This window comes from Streptomyces sp. NPDC041124, assembly GCF_055592385.1.
In genome coordinates, this window is sequence record NZ_JBVIYR010000007.1 from 146,997 (window position 1) to 170,534 (window position 23,538).

The 23,538-nt window shown below is 74.0% G+C and carries 16 protein-coding genes; 12 read left to right on the top strand and 4 right to left on the bottom strand.

Annotated elements, in window-relative coordinates; all coding sequences use genetic code 11:
- The first annotated feature begins 79 nt into the window (after nt 1-79).
- From ACZ6A9_RS20290 to ACZ6A9_RS20320, 7 genes are all read left to right on the top strand, one after another.
- Nucleotides 80-1,519, top strand: a complete 1,440-nt coding sequence (locus ACZ6A9_RS20290) for a hypothetical protein (protein ID WP_468987395.1) — start codon at nt 80-82, stop codon at nt 1,517-1,519.
- 53 nt (nt 1,520-1,572) lie between these two features.
- Nucleotides 1,573-2,616 (top strand): glutamate ABC transporter substrate-binding protein, encoded by a 1,044-nt coding sequence (locus tag ACZ6A9_RS20295; RefSeq protein WP_468987397.1) that lies wholly within the window; start codon nt 1,573-1,575, stop codon nt 2,614-2,616.
- A 111-nt stretch (nt 2,617-2,727) separates the two neighbouring features.
- A complete protein-coding gene (locus tag ACZ6A9_RS20300) occupies nt 2,728-4,062 on the top strand; it encodes a coiled-coil domain-containing protein (RefSeq protein ID WP_468987399.1) in 1,335 nt (444 codons plus the stop codon).
- Nucleotides 4,063-4,084: 22 nt separating this feature from the next.
- Complete coding sequence (locus tag ACZ6A9_RS20305) at nt 4,085-6,646, top strand: serine/threonine-protein kinase (RefSeq protein ID WP_468987401.1); 2,562 nt, start codon at nt 4,085-4,087, stop codon at nt 6,644-6,646.
- A gap of 3 nt (nt 6,647-6,649) precedes the next feature.
- The gene (locus ACZ6A9_RS20310; protein ID WP_468987403.1) at nt 6,650-8,158 is read left to right on the top strand and encodes a PP2C family serine/threonine-protein phosphatase; all 1,509 of its coding nucleotides are present in this window, start codon (nt 6,650-6,652) and stop codon (nt 8,156-8,158) included.
- Between the two features lie 121 nt (nt 8,159-8,279).
- Nucleotides 8,280-9,626: a vWA domain-containing protein gene (locus tag ACZ6A9_RS20315; RefSeq protein ID WP_468987404.1), complete on the top strand. Its 1,347-nt coding sequence runs from the start codon at nt 8,280-8,282 to the stop codon at nt 9,624-9,626.
- Between the two features lie 81 nt (nt 9,627-9,707).
- Nucleotides 9,708-11,060 carry an FHA domain-containing protein gene (locus tag ACZ6A9_RS20320; protein WP_468987406.1) on the top strand — a complete coding sequence of 451 codons (1,353 nt, stop codon included), beginning with the start codon at nt 9,708-9,710 and terminating at the stop codon, nt 11,058-11,060.
- Between the two features lie 18 nt (nt 11,061-11,078).
- On the opposite strand, the gene ACZ6A9_RS20325 is transcribed toward ACZ6A9_RS20320, so the two are convergent.
- The gene (locus ACZ6A9_RS20325; protein WP_468987407.1) at nt 11,079-12,065 is read right to left on the bottom strand and encodes a methyltransferase domain-containing protein; all 987 of its coding nucleotides are present in this window, start codon (nt 12,063-12,065) and stop codon (nt 11,079-11,081) included.
- Nucleotides 12,066-12,114: 49 nt separating this feature from the next.
- Between ACZ6A9_RS20325 and ACZ6A9_RS20330 the strand changes: the two genes are divergently transcribed.
- The 4 genes from ACZ6A9_RS20330 (at nt 12,115) to ACZ6A9_RS20345 (ending at nt 20,028) form a co-directional block, all read left to right on the top strand.
- On the top strand, nt 12,115-12,528 hold the full coding sequence (locus ACZ6A9_RS20330; RefSeq protein WP_468987408.1) for a globin: 414 nt from the start codon (nt 12,115-12,117) through the stop codon (nt 12,526-12,528).
- 194 nt (nt 12,529-12,722) lie between these two features.
- Nucleotides 12,723-15,998 carry an ABC transporter permease gene (locus ACZ6A9_RS20335; RefSeq protein WP_468987409.1) on the top strand — a complete coding sequence of 1,092 codons (3,276 nt, stop codon included), beginning with the start codon at nt 12,723-12,725 and terminating at the stop codon, nt 15,996-15,998.
- 261 nt (nt 15,999-16,259) lie between these two features.
- A complete protein-coding gene (locus ACZ6A9_RS20340; protein WP_468987410.1) occupies nt 16,260-19,010 on the top strand; it encodes an FtsX-like permease family protein in 2,751 nt (916 codons plus the stop codon).
- Between the two features lie 55 nt (nt 19,011-19,065).
- Nucleotides 19,066-20,028 (top strand): ABC transporter ATP-binding protein, encoded by a 963-nt coding sequence (locus tag ACZ6A9_RS20345; protein ID WP_468987411.1) that lies wholly within the window; start codon nt 19,066-19,068, stop codon nt 20,026-20,028.
- Between the two features lie 87 nt (nt 20,029-20,115).
- Here the strand turns inward: ACZ6A9_RS20345 and ACZ6A9_RS20350 are convergent, their stop codons facing one another.
- Genes ACZ6A9_RS20350 through ettA form a run of 3 tightly spaced genes read right to left on the bottom strand, consistent with a single transcriptional unit; the run spans nt 20,116 to nt 22,869 of the window.
- Entirely contained in the window at nt 20,116-20,781 is a 666-nt protein-coding gene (locus ACZ6A9_RS20350) for a DUF8185 domain-containing protein (RefSeq protein ID WP_468987413.1), read from the bottom strand.
- The gene (locus ACZ6A9_RS20355) at nt 20,778-21,200 is read right to left on the bottom strand and encodes an acyl-CoA thioesterase (RefSeq protein WP_468987414.1); all 423 of its coding nucleotides are present in this window, start codon (nt 21,198-21,200) and stop codon (nt 20,778-20,780) included. The genes ACZ6A9_RS20350 and ACZ6A9_RS20355 overlap by 4 nt, the downstream gene beginning before the upstream one ends.
- Before the next feature lie 4 nt (nt 21,201-21,204).
- Entirely contained in the window at nt 21,205-22,869 is a 1,665-nt protein-coding gene (ettA, locus tag ACZ6A9_RS20360) for an energy-dependent translational throttle protein EttA (RefSeq protein WP_228966885.1), read from the bottom strand.
- A 176-nt stretch (nt 22,870-23,045) separates the two neighbouring features.
- Between ettA and ACZ6A9_RS20365 the strand changes: the two genes are divergently transcribed.
- Entirely contained in the window at nt 23,046-23,420 is a 375-nt protein-coding gene (locus ACZ6A9_RS20365; protein WP_468987416.1) for a DUF6193 family natural product biosynthesis protein, read from the top strand.
- The last annotated feature ends 118 nt before the right edge of the window (nt 23,421-23,538 follow it).

Below are 23,538 nucleotides of genomic sequence, written 5' to 3' on the forward strand. Positions count from 1 at the left end.
AAGATCGAGCCAAGGCCGGTGCATATGTCAGTCGCGGCGGCGATACTGGCCGCGGACGGGTGACCATGGGGGAGGTCAAGTGACACACACGCCGCACAGCCCGGCGCCACCGGGCGGCAACGCCGCGCCCGCGCTGCCGGCGGTGCCACCGCAGCGCACCCCCGCCCCCGCGGCCGCCCCCGCACCACAACCACCCCCCGCCCCCCGCCGTACCGCCTTCGCCGAGGGCGCGGACCGCCTCCGCAGGGCCGCCACCACGGAACCCGGCCGCCTCCGCATCATCGGCGCGGTCCTCGCCGCGCTCGTCCTCGCGTTCGGCGCGGTGACGGCCTGGCAGATGACCGACAGGGCCGAGGCCGCCGACGACGTCCTCACCAGCAGCCAGCCCCTCACCTCCGACGCCGCCGACATCTACCGTTCCCTCGCGGACGCGAACACCGCAGCGTCCAGCGGCTTCCTGGCCGGCGGTCAGGAGACCGCCGCCTCGCGGGACCGCTACGAGAACGACATCCGCACCGCCGCCGCCAAACTCGTCAACGCCGCGGCCAACTCGGAACCCAGCTCGTCCTCCGCGAAGACGATCGCCGAACTCAACCGCCTGCTTCCCGAGTACAAGGGCCTGGTGGAGCGCGCCCGCACGTACAACCGCCAGGGCTACCCCGTGGGCGGCGCCTACCTGCGCTACGCGAACGAGAAGATGCAGCAGGAGATGCTCCCGGCGGCGGAGAAGCTGTACACCACGGAGAACCAGCGCCTGCGCTCCGACTACGCGGACGCGACCCCCTACCCCTGGCCCGCGATCGCCCTCGGCGTCCTCGCGCTCGCCGCCCTCGCCTGGGCCCAGCGCCGCACCTACCTGCGCACCCACCGCGTACTCAACCACGGCCTGGTCGCGGCGACGGTGACCGCCGCCGTGGTGATGCTCTGGCTGACGGCCGGCCACACCCTGGCCCGCTCGCACCTGAACGACTCCTACGACCACGGCGTCCGTTCGCTCGACGTCCTGCACGACGCCCGCATCGCCTCGCTGAAGGCGAGGGGCAACGAGAACCTCACCCTGGTGGCGCGCGGCGCCGAGACGAAGAAGGTGGGGGAGGAGACGTTCGACGCGTACGACTACGACTTCGGGCGCGACATCGACACCCTCGCCAAGGGCCTGGCCGCGGCCGAGCGGCTCGCGGACGACGACAGCGGCGCGAAGCCGGTCACCTCGGCGGTGAGCGACATGACGGAGTGGAAGAAGCGTCACGCGGCCGCGCGCGAGCAGGACGAGAACGGCAACTACCAGCAGGCGCTGGACATGGTGATCGGCGCGGAGGGCGCGACGGGCGAGTGCTTCGACAGCGTCGACAAGAACCTGGCCGCGGCGCTGGCGCACGAGGAGACGGAGTTCGAACGGGCGGCGGGCGACGGCAGGGACGCGCTGACGGGCCTGCCGCTCGGCGCGGCGGCCTGCGCGGTGCTGGGCGCGGCCGGCGCTGTCCTGGGCATCGGCCGCAGGCTGTCGGAGTACCGATGAACACCCGCGAGCCGGCCCCGCAGGGAGCGTTCGGGCCGAAGGAGGCGCCGAGGATGACCGCACCACACCCGCGGATCCGCCCCAAGGGCTGGGGCGGGGTGGGCGCGATGGCGACGGCCTGCGCCCTGGCCCTGGTCTTCGCCCTCGTCCTGACCTGCACCGGCTCCCAGGGCCGCAACCCGGTGAAGACCACCGGGGAGACCGTCTCCCACGCCGAACGGGCGCAGGACGACGCGGACTGCACGGCCCCGGAGAAGCAGACCCTGTCCCCCTCCGCCGCCGACGGTCCCACGATCGCGGCGATCAAGAGCCGCCAGGGCGAGAAGCGCAAGCTGATCGTCGGTGTGGACCAGAACAGCTACCGCTGGGGCTACCGGGACCCCAACAGCGGAGTGAGCGGCACCCTCGAGGGTTTCGACATCGACCTGGTGCACCGCATCGCCGAGGACATACTCGGCGACCGCGACGCGGTGCAGTTCAAGGCGATCCCGACCGACCAGCGCATCCCGGCGATCAAGGCCGGCCGGGTCGACATGGTCGTCCGTACGATGACGATCAACTGCGCGCGCATCCAGGACGTGGCGTTCTCCGCGCCGTACTTCAAGACGGGCCAGCAGGTCCTGGCCCCGAAGTCCTCGCCGGTCACCGGGTACGACGCGAGTCTGGCGGACCGGGAGATATGCACGGCGACGGGCTCCACGGCGTACTCGACGCTGGACGCGGACCGGAAGGCGGGCCGGCTCCCGGAGTCGGCCGACATCAGCACGACGGTCCCCAACCAGCTGGACTGCCTGGTGCGTCTGCAGCTCGGCGAGGTGGACGCGGTGGTCACGGACGGCGCGCTCGCGGCCAGCCAGGCCGCGCAGGATCCGACGGTGGAACTCAAGGGCGCGGCCTTCACGACCGAGTACTACGGCGTGGCGATGAAGAAGGACGCGGACGACCTGGTCCGCCGGGTCAATCAGATCCTGGTGGAATTCCGGCAGGACACCGCCGACGGCTGGGAGTCCTCGTACGCGAACTGGCTGTCGGCGACACTGGGCCGGAACTCCGCCGCGTCGAAGCCCCCGGCCCCCGAGTACCTGCGTAAGAGCTGACCCCCCCCAGCCCACCACCCGCCACCTCACCCCACCACCCGCCACCCCGGACCGCCCCCACACCCCCGAGATTCCCCACACCCGCGACAACCCCGCAGCGAGAGGTGATCGATGGCCGACACGGATCCCACCGGGCCGGTGCTGGACCGGGACGAGGTGGACCGTGCGCTGGCGCGGCTCGGCGCGGAGCACGAGGCGGTCGAGACCTCGCTCCTCGCCCTGCAGGACCACGCGGGCCGAAGACTCCTGGAGGGCGCGCGGCTCACCGGGCTCACCGCCGAGCGCTGGAAGGCCACGGAGGCGGCGATCACGCTGCTGTGGACGTACTTCGACGCGTACACGGACGCCCTGCGCACCGCGCGGGACATCCGCTCCCGCCGCCGCTGGTCCAGCCGCGAGGACCTGGTGGAGCTGACGGAGCTGCTGCGCGGCGAGTCGGTGACGCTGGCGGGCAGTGCGTCGGCGACGGCGGGCACCCCCGCCCTCCACGGCGACCCCGCCCGGCTCAGCGAGCGTTACTCCCTCGCGGCGCTCGTCGACCGCATGAACGAGCTGTACGCGACCTCACTGGACATGGTGGTGGCCGCGGACGCGGTGTGGTCGGCGCTGCCCGCCCGGATCGATCTCCTGGCCGCCGAGCTCCATCGCACGAGCAAACTCGCGCACTCGGTCGGTGTGCGCCCGGGCGAGCATCCGGCGGGTGACGACCTGGAGCGGATCACCCGCACCCTGACGAGGCTGCGGGAGCAGGTGGTGTCCGACCCGCTGGCGTTCTGGCGGCCGGCGCAGGGCAGTTCGGCGCCGGGCGGCGGCCGGCCGGACACCACGGTCTACGACCGTGAGGCGCGCGCGCTGGAGGACGTACGGCGCGAGATCGACGCGGTGCTGACGGTCCGGCAGGACGCGGAGAAGCGCATCGTGCGGCTGCGTGACGTGCTGTCCCGCGCCGACCGCACGCTCGCCGAGGCGCGTACCGCGCGCGGCGAGGTGCTGGCGAAGATCGCGGCGACCGAGGTGCCGGTGGTGAGCGGGCCGCCGACGGCGCTCCAGGAGCAGTTGTCGACGGCCGCCGAGTACCGCCGGCACGCCCAGTGGCACCGTCTGTCCCCGCTGCTGGAGTCGCTGGAGGAGAAGGCGGAGGACGAACTGCTGCGCGCCCGCGAGTCGTTGACGGCGGTGACGGCACCGCTGGCGGTCCGTGCGGAGCTGCGCGGCCGGCTGGACGCGTACAAGGCGAAGGTGGCCCGGTACGGTCTCGCGGAGGACTCCCTGCTGGTGGAGCGGTACGAGAAGGCGCGCCGCATGCTGTGGAGCGCGCCCTGCGATCTGCGCGCCGCCGAGCAGGCGGTGCTGCGCTACCAGCAGGCGGCCGCGGAACTGCTCGGCGGCACCCCCCGGGTGCCGGGCCAGGGCGGGCCCGACGACCGGAGGGGGCCGGGCGCATGAGCGAGCAGGGGGAGGCGGGGTCGTGAGCGAGCCACAGCAGCAGGCGCCGGGGGCCGGCCAGGCGGCACACGCCTGTCAGCGCCCCGAGTGCGGGGGCGCGTACGAGGACGTGGGGGGTGGCGAGCTGTACTGCGACACCTGCGGCCTCGCCCCGGTGGTGTCGCCCACGGGGCTGGTCGCCTCGCCCCCGACCGGCATCACGGCGGGCGGCCGCGACTCGCGCGGCTCGTCGGGCAGCGGACGGTCCGGCGGCGACCGCAGCAGCGGCCGCAGCTCGCGCACGTCGTCGCAGTCGTCGAAGTCCCGGCGCTCGGTCTCCGGGCGGCTCTCCCGTTCGGTGTCGGGCCGGGCCTCCGGCCGCTCGGTGTCGGTGCGCAGTTCCGGGGCGGGCACCGGCTCCTCCACCCGGGGCCGTCTGGGTGCCGGGCTGGTGCAGGTGCCGCCGATCCCGCGTCCCGATCCGCGCGGGATGGTGCTGGAGAACCCGGAGGTGCCGGAGCGGAAGCGGTTCTGCTCGCGTTCGGACTGCGGGGCGGCGGTGGGCCGGGCCCGCAGCGGCGGACCGGGGCGCACGGAGGGGTTCTGCACGAAGTGCGGTCACCCCTACTCGTTCGTGCCGAAGCTGCGCTCCGGGGACGTGGTGCACGGGCAGTACGAGGTGGTCGGCTGTCTGGCGCACGGCGGTCTGGGCTGGATCTACCTCGCCGTGGACCGGGCGGTGTCGGACCGCTGGGTGGTCCTCAAGGGCCTGCTGGACACGGGTGACCAGGACGCGATGGCGGCGGCGATCTCCGAGCGGCGCTTCCTCGCGGAGATCGAGCACGCCAACATCGTGCGGATCTACAACTTCGTGGAGCACCTGGACCAGCGCACCGGCTCCCTCGACGGCTACATAGTGATGGAGTACCTGGGCGGCAAGTCGCTGAAGGAGATCGCCAACGCCCGCCGCACACCGGAGGGCAGGCGCGACCCGCTGCCGGTGGAGCAGGCGTGCGCGTACGGCATCGAGGCGCTCGAGGCGCTCGGCCACCTGCACAGCCGGAACCTGCTGTACTGCGACTTCAAGGTCGACAACGCGATCCAGACCGAGGACCAGCTGAAGCTGATCGACATGGGCGCGGTGCGCCGGATGGACGACGACGAGTCGGCCATCTACGGCACCATCGGCTACCAGGCGCCCGAGGTCGCCGAGGCGGGCCCGTCGGTGGCGTCCGACCTGTACACGGTGGCCCGTACGCTCGCCGTCCTCACGTTCGACTTCCAGGGCTACACGAACGTGTTCGTGGACTCGCTGCCGGACCCGGACACCATCGAGGTCTTCCGGCAGTACGAGTCGTTCTACCGGCTGCTGGTGCGCGCCACCGATCCGGACCCGGCCCGCAGGTTCGCCTCCGCGCAGGAGATGACCGAGCAGCTGACGGGTGTGCTGCGGGAGGTGGTCTCGCTCCAGTCGGGCCGGGCCCGCCCAGCGCTGTCCACCCTGTTCGGACCGGAACTGCGGGTGACGGACCCGGAGTTGTTCCCGGCGCTGAACGGGGACGTGTCCCGTCTGGGCACCAGGGCGCCGCGCCCCCGCAGGGGGAAGTCCGCGCTCCCCCCTGCCGGCGGCACCGCCGCTCCCGCCACGGCCCCTCCCGCCGTCGTCAAGCCCGTCGACTGCGCCCGCGCGGCCCTCGCGCTCCCCGTGCCGCACGTCCACCCCGCCGACCCCAACGCCGGTCTCCTGGCGGGCCTGCTGACGTCCGCGCCGGGTGAGCTGATCAACGCGCTGGCCGCCGCGCCGGCCCCGTCGGCGGAGACCCGGCTGCGCGAGATCCGCGCCCGGCTGGAGACCGGCGAGCGGTCCACGGCGCTTCAGGCGCTGCGCGCGCTCGAGGAGCGGGACCCCGACGACTGGCGGGTGGTCTGGTACCGGGGCGTGACCGCGCTGGTCACCGGCGACCACGAAGGCGCCGCGCTCGCCTTCGACGCGATCTACGACGCCTTCCCGGGTGAGATCGCGCCGAAGCTGGCGCTCGGCCTGTGCGCGGAGGTGCTGGGCCAGTTGGACAACGCGGCCGAGTACTACCGCCTGGTGTGGTCGACCGACCCGAGCTACGTGAGTGCCGCGTTCGGGCTGGCCCGCGTGCGGCTGGCGGCCGGGGACCGCAGTGGCGCCGTACGGACGCTGGAGTCGGTGCCCGAGTCCTCCATCCACTACACGGCCGCCCGGGTGGCGGCCGTGCGGGCCCGGCTGCGTGGGCGCGCGGCGGCCCCCGGTGACATACCGTTCCTGGACGACCTGGCCGCCGCCGCGGGGCAGGTCGAGGCCCTGGAGGCGTACGGTCTGGATCCGGCACGGCGCGAGCTGTTGTCGGCCGAGGTCCTCGGCTGCGGGCTGGACTGGGTACTCTCCGGGGGCCAGGGTTCCGCCCCTTCCGCCGCCGGGGGACGGACGCTGCTCGGCAGCGGCCTGGACGAGCGGGGCCTGCGCTTCGGCCTGGAGCGTTCGTACCGGACGCTGGCCCGGCTGGCGTCCAGCGGCGAGGAGAGGATCGACCTGGTGGAACGTGCCAATCGTTACCGCCCCCGGACGTGGGTGTAGTTGATGTCGCAGATGCCTCAGCAGGCCGCTCTGTCGAAGTGCCCGAGCTGCGAGGAACCCCTCGAGTCGGGTGATCGTTTCTGCGGTGCGTGCGGATACGACCTGTCGGTGGTGCCCGCACGGCCGCACGACGAGCCGACGATCGCCCTCAACGGTTCGGTGCCGCCCCAGGCGTCGGCGGAGCCTCCCCGGACGCCGTCGGCGCCGCCCGCGGCCCCGGCCTGGCCCGCGCCCGGGCCGGACGGCTCCGTCGACGGGCCGCCGACCCATCAGCCGACGGACGTGCCCGGGACGGACTCGGACGGTTCCCCGTTGTCCGGCGGGCCGGGCGCTCCGGCGGTTCCCGCCGCTCCGGCCGCCCCTGTGGCCGCCGCCCCGCCCCAGGCCGGGCCCGTGCCGCCACCCCCTCCTCCCCCGCCGGCCGCGTCGTCCGGTGTGCGTTTCGACCGCCGTGCGCAGCCGGACGCGACCCCGGCACCCGCCCCCCAGGGGCGTCCCGACGGTGGCCACGAGCCCGCGCGGGCCGAGGAGTACCCGCTCCAGGCGCCCGACCCGCGGGTGACCGCCGCACCGGAGCGGCAGGCATCCGCCGGCGGCACGGTGTGCGTGGCCTGCCGCGCGGGCAGGGTGGACGACGACGGCTACTGCGAGAACTGCGGCCACGCCCAGCCGCGCGAACGGGACCACATGGAACAGGAATGCGGCCCCCTGGCCGCGGTCAGCGACCGCGGTCTGCGCCACCACCGCAACGAGGACGCCTTCGGCATCGGCACGACCACGCTGCCGGACGGCTCGCCCGTCTCCGTGGCGATCGTCTGTGACGGCGTCTCCTCGGCGACCCGCCCCGACGAGGCGTCCCTGGCCGCATCCCGCGCCGCGACCGACTCCCTGCTGGCGGCCCTGCCGCGCGGCACCCATCCGCAGCAGGCGATGCACGACGCGATCATCGCCGCCTCCGACGCGGTGAACGCGCTGGCCGACGAGCCGGCCCCGGCCGCCCGTGAGCACGCCCCGCACCAGAACGCCCCGGCGTGCACGATCGTCGGCACGGTGGTGGCGGCCGGCCTGCTCGTCGTCGGCTGGGTCGGCGACAGCCGCGCCTACTGGGTCCCCGTGGACCGCTCCGCGCCGGCGGCCCGGCTGACCGAGGACGACTCGTGGGCCGCGCAGATGGTCGCCGCCGGCCTGATGGGCGAGGCCGAGGCGTACGCCGACCACCGCGCCCACGCGATCACCGGCTGGCTCGGCGCCGACGCCTACGAGCTGGAACCGCACACCGCGGCTTTCAAGCCGGACCGGCCCGGGGTGGTCGTGGTCTGCACGGACGGCCTGTGGAACTACGCGGAGTCGGCCGACGACATGGCCGGGGCCGTGCCCGCCGACGCCGCCGCGCGCCCGCTGCACAGTGCCAGGGTCCTGATCGGTCACGCCCTCGACGGCGGGGGCCACGACAACGTAACAGTGGCCCTCGTGCCGTTCCCTGCCGTCCCCCAGGGGGCAGGATCGGCCTGAGGCCGCGTGAGGGAAGCCTCCCGAGGGCTCCCGCGGGGAAGCCTCGACGGACCGGAGGGGACCGGTCCGTCATCCGTCGTCGCCCCGCGCCGCCGGGGCATCCGAGGGGGATCGAACAGGCATGGCCATCTTGTCGAAATCGAACGTGCCGCAGTTCTCGGTGGACGTCTACCAGAACGAGTACCTGCCGGAGGGCGGCCGCGAGGTCAACGCCATCGTGACGGTGACGGCGACGGGCGGCGGCACCATCGGCAGCGCGGTGACGGCGCCCCACCTCTTCTCACCGGGTGAGGGGCCGTCGGCGGCCGTGGTGCTCATGGTCGACTGCTCGGGCTCGATGGACTACCCGTCGACGAAGATGCGCAACGCCCGGGACGCGACGGCCGCCGCGATCGACACCCTGCGCGACGGCGTGCGCTTCGCGGTCGTCGGCGGCACGCACGTGGCCAAGGAGGTGTACCCGGGGGGCGGCTCCCTGGCGGTCGCCGACGCCGCCACCCGCGAGGAGGCCAAGCAGGCGCTGCGGAAGCTGAGCGCGGGCGGCGGCACGGCGATCGGCACCTGGCTGGGTCTCGCCGACCGGCTGCTGGCGTCGGCGGACGTGGCGATCCGGCACGGCATCCTGCTCACCGACGGCCGTAACGAGCACGAGTCGCCCGAGGACCTGAAGGCGGCCCTGGACGCCTGCGCGGGCCGGTTCACCTGTGACGCCCGCGGAGTGGGCACCGACTGGGAAGTGAAAGAAGTCACAGGCATCGCCTCCGCGCTGCTCGGCACCGCCGACATCGTCGCCGACCCGGCCCATCTCGCCGCGGACTTCACGCAGATGATGGAGACGGCGATGGGCAAGGAGGTCGCGGACGTCTCGCTGCGGCTGTGGACCCCGGTCGGCACGACCGTGAAGTTCGTCAAACAGGTCGCGCCGACGGTCGAGGAACTCACGGGGCGCCGCACCGAGTCCGGCCCCAGGGCGGGCGACTACCCGCTCGGTTCCTGGGGGGACGAGTCGCGCGACTACCACGTCTGCGTGGAGGTCCCGCCCGCCGGCATCGGCCGGGAGATGCTGGCCGCCCGCCTCTCCCTGGTCGTCCCGCAGCCCGACGGGGAGGTGCGCAACCTCGGCGCGCAGGGTCTCGTACGGGCCGTGTGGACCGACGACATGGCCGCCTCGACGTCGATCAACCCCCAGGTCGCCCACTACACCGGTCAGGCCGAACTGGCGGAAGTCATCCAGGAAGGACTCGACCTGCGCAAAGTGGGGAATATCGACGGAGCAACGGCCAAACTGGGCCGTGCCGTTCAGCTCGCCAGTGCGTCCGGCAACGCGGATACTGCGAAACTGCTTGCGAAGGTGGTGGACGTGGTCGACGCCGCGACCGGTACTGTGCGACTGAAGGCGAAGGTCGAGGAGGCCGACGAGATGACGCTCGAGACTCGGTCCACCAAGACTGTTCGTGTAAAGAAGTGACCGGAAACAATCGAGCCTGACCCCTCGGGGTGGGAGAAATCCGGCCGATCCGGCCGGACAAGGAGAGGGGGAAGCGCCGACATGCCGACCTGCCCGAACGGACACCAGTCGGGTTCCGACGACTGGTGCGAGGTGTGCGGTCACCGCATGGCGGGTGCCGTGCCTCCACCTCCTCCCCCGCCGCCCGCGCCCGGCGGTGGCGGCTACGGGTTCCCGCCGCCCGGCGGCCCGGGAGGCCCCGGCGGCGGTTACGGCGGCCCCGGTGGTCCCGGTGGCCCGACCGAGCTGTGCCCTCAGTGCCGTACGCCGCGTGAGGGCGGCGCGCCGTTCTGCGAGGAGTGCCGGTGGAACTTCCTGACGAACACGGCGACCTCGTACACCCCGGCCGCCCCGCGTCCGCCGGCCCCCGGTCCCGGCCAGGGCGGGCCGTTCCAGCAGCAGCCCGGCCCGTCGTACGGCGGCGCTGACTCCTACGACTACCAGGGTTCGCGTCCCTCCCAGGTGAACCGTCCCGCCGAGCCGATCCCGCCGGGCCCGCCCGGCTTCGGCGGCGACCCCTCGCGCCCGGTACCGCCCCCGCCCGGACCGGGCGGTCATGGTGGCCACGGCGGCCATGGCGGCCCCGGAGGTCATGGCGGCCCCGGAGGTCATGGCGGCCCCGGAGGTCCCGGAGGGCCGCCCGGCGGTCACGGTGGTCCGAACGGCCCGGGCGGCCAGGGTGGTCCCGGCGCCCCGCAGGCGTTCCAGCCCGGGCCTCCGGCCCCGCCCGCGTACCCGCAGGACACCGGTCGGCCGCAGCCGGGCGGACCGTCCTTCGGCGGCGGTGACGACGACTGGGTGATCCCCCCGCCGGCCGGCGGACCGGGCGGCCACGGCGGTGGCCCCGGCGGCCCCGGCGGCCCCGGCGGCCCCGGCGGTCCGAACGGCCCCGGCGCGCACGGCGGTTACGGCTATCCGCAGCCCGGCGGCACCCAGGCGCCGCCCGGACCCGGCGGGTACCCGCAGCAGCCCGGCCGGCCGCAGGGCCCCGCCACCTGGACCGCGACCATCGGCCCGGACCGCGAGTACTTCATGGCGATGATGCACCGCTCCGGCCCCGAGGCCGCGGGTCTGAACCTGCCCGCGTACTCCCCCGAGCAGCAGCGCCGCCTCACCGGCAACCAGATCACCATCGGCCGCCGCCGTCACTCCACCGGCGACACCCCCGACATCGATCTGTCCACGCCACCGGAGGACCCGGGCGTCTCGCACCAGCACGCGGTGCTGGTCCAGCAGCCGGACGGCACCTGGGCGGTCGTCGACCAGAACTCGACGAACGGCACGACGGTCAACGGCTCGGACGAGCCGATCCAGCCGTTCGTCCCGGTCCCCCTCCAGGACGGTGACCGCGTCCACGTGGGCGCCTGGACGACGATCACCATCCGCCGGGGCTGAGCGGCCGGCGGACAGGCACTAGGGAGAGGGAACCGGCCAGACGAACGGCCCCGCGGGGTCGTCCAGCCAGGCCCGCTCCCCCTCGGCGTCGGCGGTCAGGCCGTAGCGTTCGCGCTGCGGCCTGCCCTCGCTCTCCCACACCTCGTACGCCTCCCACGGGTCGAGGGCGCCCGCGGTCAGCGCCAGCAGGAACCGGAACACGTCGCTGCCCAGGGCCGCGCCCGGCAGCCCCTCCACGTCCGGCGGTTCCACCCACGCACGGCCCGTGCCGCGCAGCGGGACGAAGTAGGCGGGCGTGTGCAGGAAACGTCCCTCGGCGTGGCCGGCGTCACGCACGGTGAGCGCGAGCAGGCCGGTGGCGAACGGGGCGAGGATCCGGCCGCCGGGGCGGCTCTGGGCGAGCCAGGCACGCGGGACGGACGGCAGGGCGCAGGTCGCGATGATCCGGTCGTAGGGGGCGTGCGCCGGCACTCCGCGCGCGCCGTCGCCGGTGACGACGGCCGGCCGGTGTCCGGCGGCGTCGAGGTGCCGGCGGGCCGCCTCGGTGATCTCCGGGTCGAGGTCCACGGTGGTGACCAGGCCGTCGTCGCCGAGCCGGTGGGCGAGCAGAGCCGCGTTGTAGCCGCTGCCGGTACCGATCTCCAGCACCTTCTGCCCGTCCCGGACGTCCAGGCCGGCCAGCATCAGTGCCATGAGGGAGGGCTGACTGCTGGAGGAGAGCAGTTCGCCGTCGCGCAGCCGGATCGCCAGCGGGGTGTCCTCGTACGCGCCGCGCAGCCACAGTTCGCGGGCGCCGGGGTCGGGGTGCTCGCCCCACCGGCGTTCGTATCCGCCGACGACCCCGACGTAGTAGTACGGCACGAAGAGGTGCCGCGGTACGGCGGCGAACGCCTCCCGCCACACCGGGTCGGCGTCGAAGGCCCCGCTCGCGCCGATCTCCCGCACGAGCGCCGCCCGCGCGTCCTCGGCGAGATGGTCGAGCGCCTCACGGCCCTGGCCGCCCATGTCTCCACAGTACTTAGGGCTTGAGTCCTACGCCGTGGTGTCTGAGACCATGGACCGCGTGACAGAGATTCGGCGCGGCACGCTTCAGGAGCAGACCTTCTACGAGCAGGTCGGCGGGGAGGAGACCTTCCGCCGGCTCGTCCACCGTTTCTACCAGGGGGTGGCCGAGGATCCGCTGCTGCGGCCGATGTACCCCGAGGAGGACCTGGGCCCGGCCGAGGAGCGCCTCGTCCTGTTCCTCATGCAGTACTGGGGCGGCCCCACCACGTACAGCGCCACCCGCGGCCATCCGCGACTGCGCATGCGCCACGTCCCGTTCAAGGTCGACCGCGCGGCACACGACGCGTGGCTCAAGCACATGCGGGACGCCGTGGACGAACTGGGCCTGCCCGAGGAACACGAGCAGACGCTGTGGAAGTACCTGACCTACGCGGCCGCCTCGATGATCAACTCCCCGGACTGAGGAGACGCCGAGGCCGGGCCGGGGCGACGCAGCGGCCGGACCGGGCCGACTCCGCGGTCGCACCACGGTCACATTCCGAACGCACGCCTCCGCATTCCGATCACGATCCGGTCAAGTCCGCACACCGCCCGGTTACCTCCGACCCTCCCCTCTGACAACATCACCGGCAGGGCCGGACAACCACGGGGGGTTGGGTGACTGCCGCAGTGAGCCCGGCACGCTTCGTGCTCGCCCGCGCACGCACCCACCGCCCCCTCCTCGCCGCCGCCCTCCTCACGGTCGTGCTGACCACGGCGGTCCTCGCCACCCTCACCGCCTACTCCACCACCATCGGCGACGCCTCCCTGCGTCACGCCCTGGCGCACCCCGGCAGCCCCGCCGACACCACCCTCACCGTCAAGTCCGAGGTCCCCGCGGACCGCCGTGCCGCCGCCGAGACCGCCGTGCGCGAGGGCGCTCGAGCCGCCTTCGACGGTCTGCCGGTGACCCTGCGCACACTGACCCGCTCCGGCCCGTACGCCCTCCCCGGCCCGCTCCGCCCCCCGGACCGGCGTGCCCCGGGCGAGGAACCCGACCTCACCCACCTCGCGGCCCTGGACCCCACGCAGATACGCGTCACCGCCGGCCGCATGCCCGCGAAGACCTCCGGCACGGAGATCGAGGCCGCCCTCCCCGAGCGGGCCGCCAAGGCCCTCGGCCTGGAACCGGGTGCCCGCCTCACCCTCGCCGACCGCCTCGACGGCCCCCCGGCGCGCATCCGCGTCACCGGCGTCTACCGCCCGGCGGACACGGCCGCCCCCTACTGGCGGCTGGACGAGCTGGGCGGCCGGGGCATCGTCGAACTCCACTTCACGACATACGGCCCACTGCTCGCCGACCCTTCCGTGTTCACCGGCGACCGGGTCAGCACCGGCCCGTCCGGATGGCTGGCGACGGCCGACTTCTCCTCGGTGACCACCGAACGGATCGACGCGCTGCGCGAGGCCGCCCGCGAGGGCACCGCCGCCCTGCCGAAGGCCGACGCCCTGGGCGGCACCGCGACCGCCACGACGGAGCTGCCCGCGGTGCTGGACCGCATCGAGCGCTCCCTGGTCGTCTCCCGTTCGACGCTGCTGATCATCACCCTCCAGCTCACCCTCCTCTCCGGCTGCGCGCTGCTGCTGGTGGCCCGCCTGCTGAGCACCGAACGGTTCGGCGAGACACGGCTGTTGCGGGCCCGCGGCGCCTCCCGCGCCCAGGTGGCCCGGCTCGCCGCGCTGGAGGCGCTGCTGCTGGCCGTGCCCGCGGCGGCCTGCGCCCCGCTGCTGGCGGGCCCGCTGACCCGGCTGCTGGCCGGGCAGGGGGCGCTGGCCCGGATCGGACTGCGGCTGGACGCGTCCGTCGCCGCCGTCGCCGGGCAGGGCACGGTGTGGCTGGTGTCGGCTGGGGTGGCGCTGGGCTGTGCGCTGGCCGTCACGGTTCCGGCTCTGACCTCGTCCTTCCCGACCGGCCGGGCCAGGCCGCTGCCCGGCGTGGTGCGCGCGGGCGCGGACCTGGGGCTGCTGGCGGTGGCCGGTGTGGCGTACTGGCAGCTGAGCCACCGGCCGTCCGGCGCCGTCGGTGAGGACGCCGGTGTCGATCCGCTGCTCGTGGTCACCCCGGCGCTGGCACTGCTCGCCGGCACGGTGCTGGCCCTGCGGCTGCTGCCGCCCGCGGCGCGGCTGGCCGAGCGGCGGGCCGCGGCGGGCCGGGGGCTGCCGGGAGCGCTGGCCGGCTGGCAGTTCAGCCGCAGGCCGATGCGCGGGGCCGGTCCGATGCTGCTGCTGGTGCTCGCCGTGGCGCTGGGCATGCTGGCGATCGGCCAGGGCTCCTCGTGGGAGCGTTCGCAGGACGACCAGGCGGACTTCCGGGCCGGTGCGCGGGTGCGGGTAGTGACCGCCGAGGGCGGCTTCGGCCGTACTCAGGCGTACGCGGCCGTCCCCGGCGTGCGGGCGGCCGCTCCAGCCGCCCGTACGACGGTGCCGCTGTCCGGCGGACGGACGGCGACCGTGCTCGCGCTGGACACCGCGCACGCGGCGCGGACGGTGCTGATGCGTCCCGACCTGACGCCGGTGCCGATGCGCACGCTGGTGGCCCCGCTGCCGCCCGGGGGAGGCACGGCGGGCGTCCGCGTGCCGGCGGGCACCGACCGTCTGACGCTGACGGCGGGGCTGGCCGGCGCGGGCCCGGAGACCGCGGTCGAGGTCACCGCCACCGTGGAGGACTCCACCGGCATCCCCCACACGTTCGCCTTCGGCACACTGTCCCCCGACGGCCGGCCGCACGACCTCGTACTCGACCTCGCGGCCGCCGCCGAGGCGCCCCCCGGTGAGCTGACCCTGACCGGGCTGCGGCTGGACTCGCTGCAGCCGGCCGGGCAGGCCGAACGCCACCGGTTCACCCTCGGAGCGCTGACGGCCACGGACGGCGGCGGCCGGGACCGGGCCCTGCGGCTGCCGGACACCTGGGAGCTGTCCGCCCGGGCGGACGGGGCGCTCCCCGGCCCCGAGGAGGACACGAGCCCGACCCGGCCCCGCCCGGTGCCGGGCGATCCGGCGACCATCACCTACGGGACCGGTTACTTCGACCCGGAACTGATGTGGCAGGCCTCCCCGCTCACGATCGGCCTCCGGATCCCGCAGCCGGCGGCGTCCGAGGTCACCGCCGTGGCCACGGACCGCTACCTCGACTCCACGGGCGCCCGTCCCGGGCAGCGGATGGACGTGCGGATCGGCGCGGACACGGTGCCGGTGCGGATCGTGCGGGCGGTGCGGTCGCTGCCGTCCACGCCGTCGGGCGGGGGGAAGGACGACGGGGGCGCCCTGCTGGTCGACCTGCGGTCCGTCAACCGGGTGCTCGCGGCGCGCGGGCACGAGTCCCTGCCGCCGAACGAGTGGTGGCTGGCGACCGCTCCGGGTGACGCGGAGCGCGTGGCCGGGGCGCTGCGTGCCCGGCCGGACCTCGACCCGTCCCGGGTGGTGGTGCGGGACGAGATCGCCGTCGGGCTGCGCGACGACCCGTTCGGCGCCGGTCCCGGTACGGCGTTCGGCGGGGCGGCCCTCGCGGCGGCGGCGCTGGCGGCGGTCGGGTTCGCGGTGAGCGCGGCAGGGTCGCTGCGTGAGCGCTCCGCCGAGTTCGCGGTCCTGCGTGCCCTCGGTGCGTCCCGGCGGCGGCTGGCCCGGGTGGTGCTCCTCGAGCACGGCGTCCTGGTCGGTCTGGCGCTGGCGGTGGGTGCGCTGCTCGGCGCGGTGCTGGCACGTGCGGTGATCCCCCTGATCATGCTGACCTCGGAGGCGACCCGCCCGGTGCCGCAGGTCCTGGTGGAACTGCCCCCGCTGCGGGTGGCCGTCCTCCTGACCACCGTGGCCGCGGCCCCGCTCCTGATCACGGCCGTCCTGGCGCTGCGCCGGGCGGCCCCGGTGACGTCCCTGCGGGACCGGGGAGGCGACTGACATGACCGGCCGCACCCTTTCCCGCCCCACTCCCACCCGGCCCCCGCACGACCGGCGCGGCTCCGGACCGGTCAGCGACCACAACGGCGACGGCTTCCTGCCCGCCCATGGCCGCGGCGGCGGCGGTAGCGAGCCCGCCCAAGGGAATGGCGACCGCCGCTCCGAGCCCGCCCGTGGCCGGAACCGCCGGGCCTGCGTGCCGCGCCCCTGCCGGCCGGCTCCCGGGTGCCGTGCCGCGAAGCGACCGGGGAGGCCATCGACGTGAGCGTGCGACGTACGGGACGGCCGCGGGTCGTCGCCGGCCGGGTGCGTACCCGGCTGCGGTCGGCGCCCGGCGCGGCGGTGGCGTTCGCGGTGCTCGTCGCGGTGACCGCGTGTCTGGCCGCCGCGCTGCCGCTCGCCGTCGACCGGTACGGCGACGCGGGGCTGCACCGGGCGATGGAGGTGGCCGGGCACTCCCGCACCACCGTCCAGCTCTTCACCTCCGACGCCGACACCGTCCTTCCGCGGGAGACGCGGGAGGCGGACCTGGAGTGGGACGCGGTGCGCGGACCCCGCGCCGAGCTCCTCGCACTGCCCGGCCGGTCCCTGCCCCTCGACCGGGACCAGTCCGCCTACGGCGTACGCACCACCGACCCGGTGCCGGTCCGGGAGCCAGCGGAGCTGGCCCAGCCGTCCGCGCTGCCCCCGCAGTTCCACCTCGTCGCCCAGAACGACCTCGCCGGCCACTCCCGGCTGCGGGAGGGCCGGCTGCCGAAGGCCCCGGACGGCGCCGGCGCGGCGACCCCGGTGGTCGAGGCGGCCGTCACGGCCGAGACGGCCGGCGAGCTGAACATCGCGGTGGGTTCGGTGCTGCGCGTGCCCGGTCTGCAGCGCGGCCCGCTCATGGTGCGCGTCACCGGCATCGTCGACCCGCGTGCGCCCGAAGAGGCGTACTGGTCGACGGCGCCGGTCCTGCGCAGCCCGCACCTGATGACCGTCCCCGACGACCCCGCGCGCAGCGTCTACTGGGTCGGTGCGCTGCTGCTGCCCCCGGACGCCGCCCCGGCGATCCTCGCCACCGGCCTGCCGGAGCGGTACTGGCACCTGGTCCCCGACGCCTCCGGGCTGCACGGTCACGACCTGCCGCGGCTGACGTCCGCCCTGGCCTCCCTGGAGGCGGGCCCGCTGCTCCAGCAGGCGCGTACGGCGGTGTCACCCGGCCTGGAGGCGGACACCGCGCTCGACGAGGTGGTCGGCGAGTACGGCGCACTGCGGACCGTCATCGGCTCGCTGGTCGCCGTCGCCGCCTTCGGCACCGGCACGGTCGCGGCGGTCGTCCTGCTCATGGCGGGCGGTCTCGCCGCCGACCGGCGTCGCGCCGAACTCACCCTGCTGCGCGCCCGCGGCGCCTCCCTCGGCGGTCTCGCCGCCCGACTGCTGGCGGAGACCGCGGTGGTCGCCGTACCCGCCGCCGCACTGGGTCCGGTCGCCGCCCTGCTCCTGGTTCCCGGGGGCCGCACGTCGTACGCGGTGGCCGCCGCGGGTGCCGTCGCCCTCCTCGCCTGTGCGGCGCTGCCGCTGCGGGCCGTCGCGGCGCACCGTACGGTACGCGTCCACGCCGCCCGCGAGGACATCGCCGCGGCCCGCCCGTCGCGGCGTCGTACGGTCGCCGAACTCACCCTGGTCACCGTGGCGGTGGGCGCGGTCGTGGCGCTGCGCACCCGCGGCACGGCGGAGGGCGAGGGGGCGTCCGGGGACGCGCTGGTGTCGCTGGCCCCGGTGCTGGTGGGGATGATCGCCGCACTGCTGCTGGTGCGCCTGTACCCGCTGCCGCTGCGCGGCCTGGCCCGTCCGGCCGGGCGGCTGCGGGGCGTGGTCGGCCCGCTGTCGCTGGCCCGCGCGGCCCGTGTGTCCGGCTCCGCGGTACTGCCGCTGCTCGCCCTGCTGACCGCGCTGACCACCGCCGCGTTCGGCGGTTCCGTCCTCACCGGTGTAGCCGACGCCCGGGACCGCGCGGCCGTGCTCGCCATCGGCGCGGACGCCCGCCTGGAGGGGGCGCCGGATCTGCCGTCCGGCCTGACCGAGCGGGTCCGGCGCGCACCCGGCGTCCAGGACGTCACCGCCGTGGCCGTCGCCCTCTACGCCCAGCCGCGGGACAGCAGGCTGGCGGTCCCGGTGGCGGCCGTCGACCCCGCCGGTTACGCGGCCCTCGCCCGGCACACGGACATCGGCGCGTTCGACGCGGACCTGCTGAAGGCGCCCGCGGACGCCGACGCGCTGCCCGCCCTGGCCTCCCCCGAGGTCGCCGACCGCTACGGAACCCGCCCGTTCCGGATGGGGCTCGGCAACGGCGGCTTCATCTCCGTACGGATCGTGGAGGTGCGGGAGCGGACCCCGGCGGTCACCGGGCAGGAGTTCCTCGTCGTGGACCGCTCCCGGATCCCCGGGGGTTCCGCCCGGCCGACCGCGCTGCTGGTGACCGGCGACCGCCCGGACCCGAGCGCGCTGCGCGAGGCGGCGGGCAGCGCCGCGCGGGTCCACCTCCGTGCGGAGGAGCACGCCCGGTACTCCGACTCCCCACTCCAGTCCGGCGCCGAGCGCGTCTACGCGGCAGCCGTGGCGGCCGGCACCGGATACGCCGTCCTCGCCCTGCTGCTGACCCTGCTGCGCGCCGCTCCCGAACGCGCGGCGCTGCTGGCAAGGCTGCGCACCATGGGACTCACCCGGGCCCAGGGCCGTCGGCTGCTCGTGCTGGAGTCCCTGCCGCAGGCGCTGCTCGCGGCTGCCGGCGGCATCGTCACCGCCTGGGCGGCCATCCGGCTGCTGTCACCCGGCGTCGACCTGACGACCATCGCCGTCTCCGCCTCCTCGTCCCCGGCGGGGCGGGCGGTACTGCGCACCGACCCGGTGTCGCTGCTGCTGCCGGCGCTGGCCGTGCTCGCCCTGGCCGTCGGCATCGCGGCGGCGCAGGCCTGGTGGTCGGGGCGCAGGGGGTCGGTGCGGGAACTGCGGGCGGGCGATGCCCGGTGACCCTTCCGCCGTCCGCTGTCCCGCCGCGACGACAACTCACCGCTGGAGGGCCCCGATGACCTCGAACCCGACCCTGGCCGACCTCGCCGGCCGTGTCACGGCCGACCGTGACCGCCCGGCGTACGGGCATGACGCGCTCATCACCTGTGACCGGCTGGTCCGTGTCTTCACCGCGGACGGCATCGAGGTACAGGCACTCCAGGGGCTCGACCTGCTGGTGCGCGAAGGCGAGTTGATGGCGCTGGTGGGGGCGTCCGGCAGCGGCAAGTCCACCCTGATGAACATCCTGGCCGGTCTGGACACCCCGACGGCCGGGGCGGCCCGCGTGGCGGGCCGCGACCTGCTCGCCATGACCGCGAAGGCCCGTCTGGCGTACCGGCGTGAGGTCGTCGGCTTCGTCTGGCAGCAGACGTCCCGCAACCTGCTGCCGTACCTCACCTCGGCGCAGAACGTCGCCCTGCCGATGCAGCTGGCCGGCCGCCGGTCCCGCGTCGCACGCCGGGCCCGCGCGGAACGGGTCCTGGAACTGCTGGAGTTGCTGGGAGTCACCGACTGCCGGGACCGGCGCCCGCACGAGATGTCCGGGGGGCAGCAGCAGCGCGTCGCCATCGCCGTGGCGCTCGCGGGCGGCCCGTCGGTGCTGCTCGCGGACGAGCCCACCGGCGAACTCGACTCCCACACCGCGGAACAGATCTTCGCCGCGTTCCGCACCGCGAACGAACAGCTGGGCACGACCATCGTGATCGTCACCCACGACCAGGCGGTGGCGGGCGAGGTGCGGCGCACGGTCGCCATCCGTGACGGACGCACCTCCACCGAGGTGCTGCGCCGCAGCGAGGTGGACGCCGCCACCGGTGACGAGAAGGTCGTCGCCCGCGAGTACGCGATGCTGGACCGCGCGGGCCGCCTCCAGCTGCCCGCCGAGTACACGCGCGCCCTCGGCATGCGCGACCGGGTGGCACTGGAACTGGAACCGGACCACATCGCCGTCCGCCCGGACGACAGCGAACGGGAGTGACCGGACGTACGGGCGTGGGCGAAGGAAGACGAGCGGACGAAGGAAGACGGGCAGGCGGGGAGATGAGAGCGGGCGAGGGACCTGGAGCTAGCGCACGCTGAGACCCAGCGCGCCGACCCCCGCCCGCCGCACCGCGACCGACCCGTAGGGGGTGCGCAGCCGGAGCCAGCTCCCCGAGGAGAACAGCCCCTGTTCCGTTCCGCGCAGGAACCCCAGTGACTGGGCGGCGTGCACCGCCCGCACCGGAAGCCCGGTCCCCGCGACCGTACGGGACCATATCTCCCGCCCGACGCGGTCGAGTTCGGCCCGCGTACGCGCCTGGGGCTCCAACCCTTCCGTACGGGACCGGAATTCCGCGACCGACGCGGCGACGAGTTCCCGCAGCCGCTCGGGCGCCGGCAGTCCGGGCTCGGCCCGCCAGCCGCCGCGCGGCGGAAGCACACCGGCCCACGGCGGTCCGGTCACCGCGCCCGGGACGGCGGCCGTGGCGGCCGACTCGTCGACGGACTCCAGCAGTTCACCCGCGGACACGGTCACGTCCAGCGAGACGTCGAGCCCCTTCTCGTACGGCTTCGCGAGCCGTACGGCGCGGATGGTGAGCACCTCGAAGGAGGGCGGCCGCCCGAAGACGGCCAGCGCCGTGCCGGCCGCCTGCAGTCGGACGGCGGCCGCACGGTCGTAGCGCAGCAGCCGGGAGAGGAAGGCCGCGAGATCCGCGGCCTCCCCCTCGTCGGCGAGGTGGAGCACCGTCATGCGGCGACGGCCTCCTCCTCTTCGCCGGCGGGGTCGTCCGTGTACTCCTGGAGGAACGCGCGCTCCTCACCGGTGAGCCGGCGCGGACGCTGCGCCTCGAAGTCGAACGGCACGATCACCGTCGACGCGCGGACGTAGACGAGGTCGTCGTCCTTCACCTCGTAGGTGAGGGTGAAGGACGCCGCCCTGATCTCGGTGACCCACAGCTCGATGTCGACCGGGTGGTGCCGGTGGACGAGCTGCCGCTTGTAGTCGATCTCGTGGCGCGCCACCACGGACCCCTGCTGGAAGTCCTTCTCCGGGCGGAACAGGAAGTCGATGCGGGCTTCCTCCAGGTAGCGGAGGAACACCACGTTGTTGACGTGGCCGTACGCGTCCATGTCCGCCCAGCGCAGCGGGCAGCGGTAGATGTGCCGCAAGAGATCAGCCCCGGGTCAGCTTCTTGTAGGTGGCACGGTGCGGGCGGGCCGCGTCCGGGCCGAGCCGGTCGACCTTGTTCTTCTCGTACGACTCGAAGTTGCCCTCGAACCAGAACCACTTGGAGTCACCCTCGTAGGCGAGGATGTGCGTGGCGACGCGGTCCAGGAACCACCGGTCGTGGGAGACGACCACGGCGCAGCCGGGGAACTCCAGCAGCGCGTTCTCCAGGCTGGAGAGGGTCTCGACGTCGAGGTCGTTGGTCGGCTCGTCGAGGAGCAGCAGGTTGCCGCCCTGCTTGAGGGTGAGCGCGAGGTTCAGCCGGTTGCGCTCACCGCCGGAGAGCACCCCGGCCGGCTTCTGCTGGTCCGGGCCCTTGAACCCGAACGCGGAGACGTACGCCCGCGAGGGCATCTCGACCTGGCCGACGTTGATGTAGTCGAGCTCGTCGGAGACGACCGCCCACAGGGTCTTCTTCGGGTCGATGTTCTCGCGGCTCTGGTCGACGTAGGAGATCTTGACGGTCTCGCCGACCTTGATGGAGCCGGAGTCCGGCTCCTCGATCCCCTGGATCATCTTGAACAGCGTGGTCTTGCCCGCGCCGTTGGGACCGATGATGCCGACGATGCCGTTGCGCGGCAGCGTGAAGCTGAGGTCGTCGATGAGGAGCTTGTCCCCGAAGCCCTTGGTCAGGTTGTTGACCTCGACGACCACGCTGCCCAGACGCGGGCCCGGCGGGATCTGGATCTCCTCGAAGTCCAGCTTCCGCATCTTGTCGGCCTCGGCGGCCATCTCCTCGTACCGGGCCAGACGCGCCTTGGACTTGGCCTGCCGCCCCTTGGCGTTGGAGCGCACCCATTCGAGTTCGTCCTTGAGGCGCTTCTGCCGCTTGGCGTCCTTGGCGCCCTCGACCTTGAGGCGGGTGGCCTTGGTCTCCAGGTACTTGGAGTAGTTGCCCTCGTAGCCGTGCAGCCGGCCGCGGTCGACCTCGCAGATCCACCCGGCGACATTGTCCAGGAAGTACCGGTCGTGGGTGACGGCGACGACGGTGCCCTCGTACTTGGCGAGGTGCTGCTCCAGCCAGTTCACCGACTCGGCGTCCAGGTGGTTGGTGGGCTCGTCGAGCAGCAGCAGGTCGGGGGCCTCCAGCAGCAGCTTGCACAGCGCCACCCGGCGCTTCTCGCCACCGGAGAGGTTGGCGACCGGCCAGTCGCCGGGCGGGCAGCCCAGGGCGTCCATGGCCTGCTCGAGCTGGGCGTCGAGGTCCCAGGCGTTCGCGTGGTCGAGCTGCTCCTGCAGCTTGCCCATCTCGTCCATGAGCTCGTCGGTGTACTCGGTCGCCATCTGCTCGGCGATCTCGTTGAACCGGTCGAGCTTGCCCTTGACCTCGGCGACACCCTCCTGGACGTTCTCCAGGACGGTCTTGTCCTCGTTCAGCGGGGGCTCCTGCAGCAGGATGCCCACCGTGTAACCGGGCGTGAGGAAGGCGTCACCGTTCGACGGCTGCTCCAGCCCCGCCATGATCTTCAGGACCGTCGACTTACCAGCGCCGTTCGGACCGACGACGCCGATCTTCGCCCCGGGCAGGAAGCTCAGGGTGACGTCATCGAGGATCACCTTGTCGCCGTGCGCTTTGCGCGCCTTGCGCATGGTGTAAATGTACTCAGCCAAGAGAAACCGTCCGGCAGCTTGAAATCTGGCAGTGGGCAGATACACCCCATCTTGCCCGACCGCCACCCCTGGGGGGAAACCCGTCTGGTCCGGGGCCTTTGACCTGGGCTTTCGTAGACGGGTGCCGCAGGTCTCCTGCGGAGATCTTGCCTGCCGTCTGTCGGTTGCATGATCGTATGACCATGTCCGAGGCCCCTGATGTTGAGACTGCGTGGACATGGCTCCTGGAGCGTCGACCAGGTACCCGAGGCTGGTTCGACGACACGTTGCCACCCATCGCGGCTGCCGCATACGCCGAGCCTGCGCTGCGCGGGCTCTTTCCCTTTCACACCCACGGCACACTCAAGTTCATCCGCGACGCTCCCCCGTGGCACGAGCCTCCGGTTGATGATCTGCCGTTCATCGTGCTGGGTGAGCCGCCGTACAGCGTCTACGCGTCCAGTTACGGCACCCGCCTCGGAGAGGGGGCAACGGCCGAGGAGGCCGTCGGCCTGGTGAGGGCTCACCTGCCTCCTGGGCTGGGCGACGGTGCGGCAAGCCAAGAGTCCTGAGAACCGTCGCGGCAGCGATGCCACCGTGGGAATGTCTGGTCGGGGGCCGTTCGGCGAACAGCATGTCCGGCCCTCAACTACCCCGCCCCGTGCCTGGTTTCAGCTAGGATCACATCGC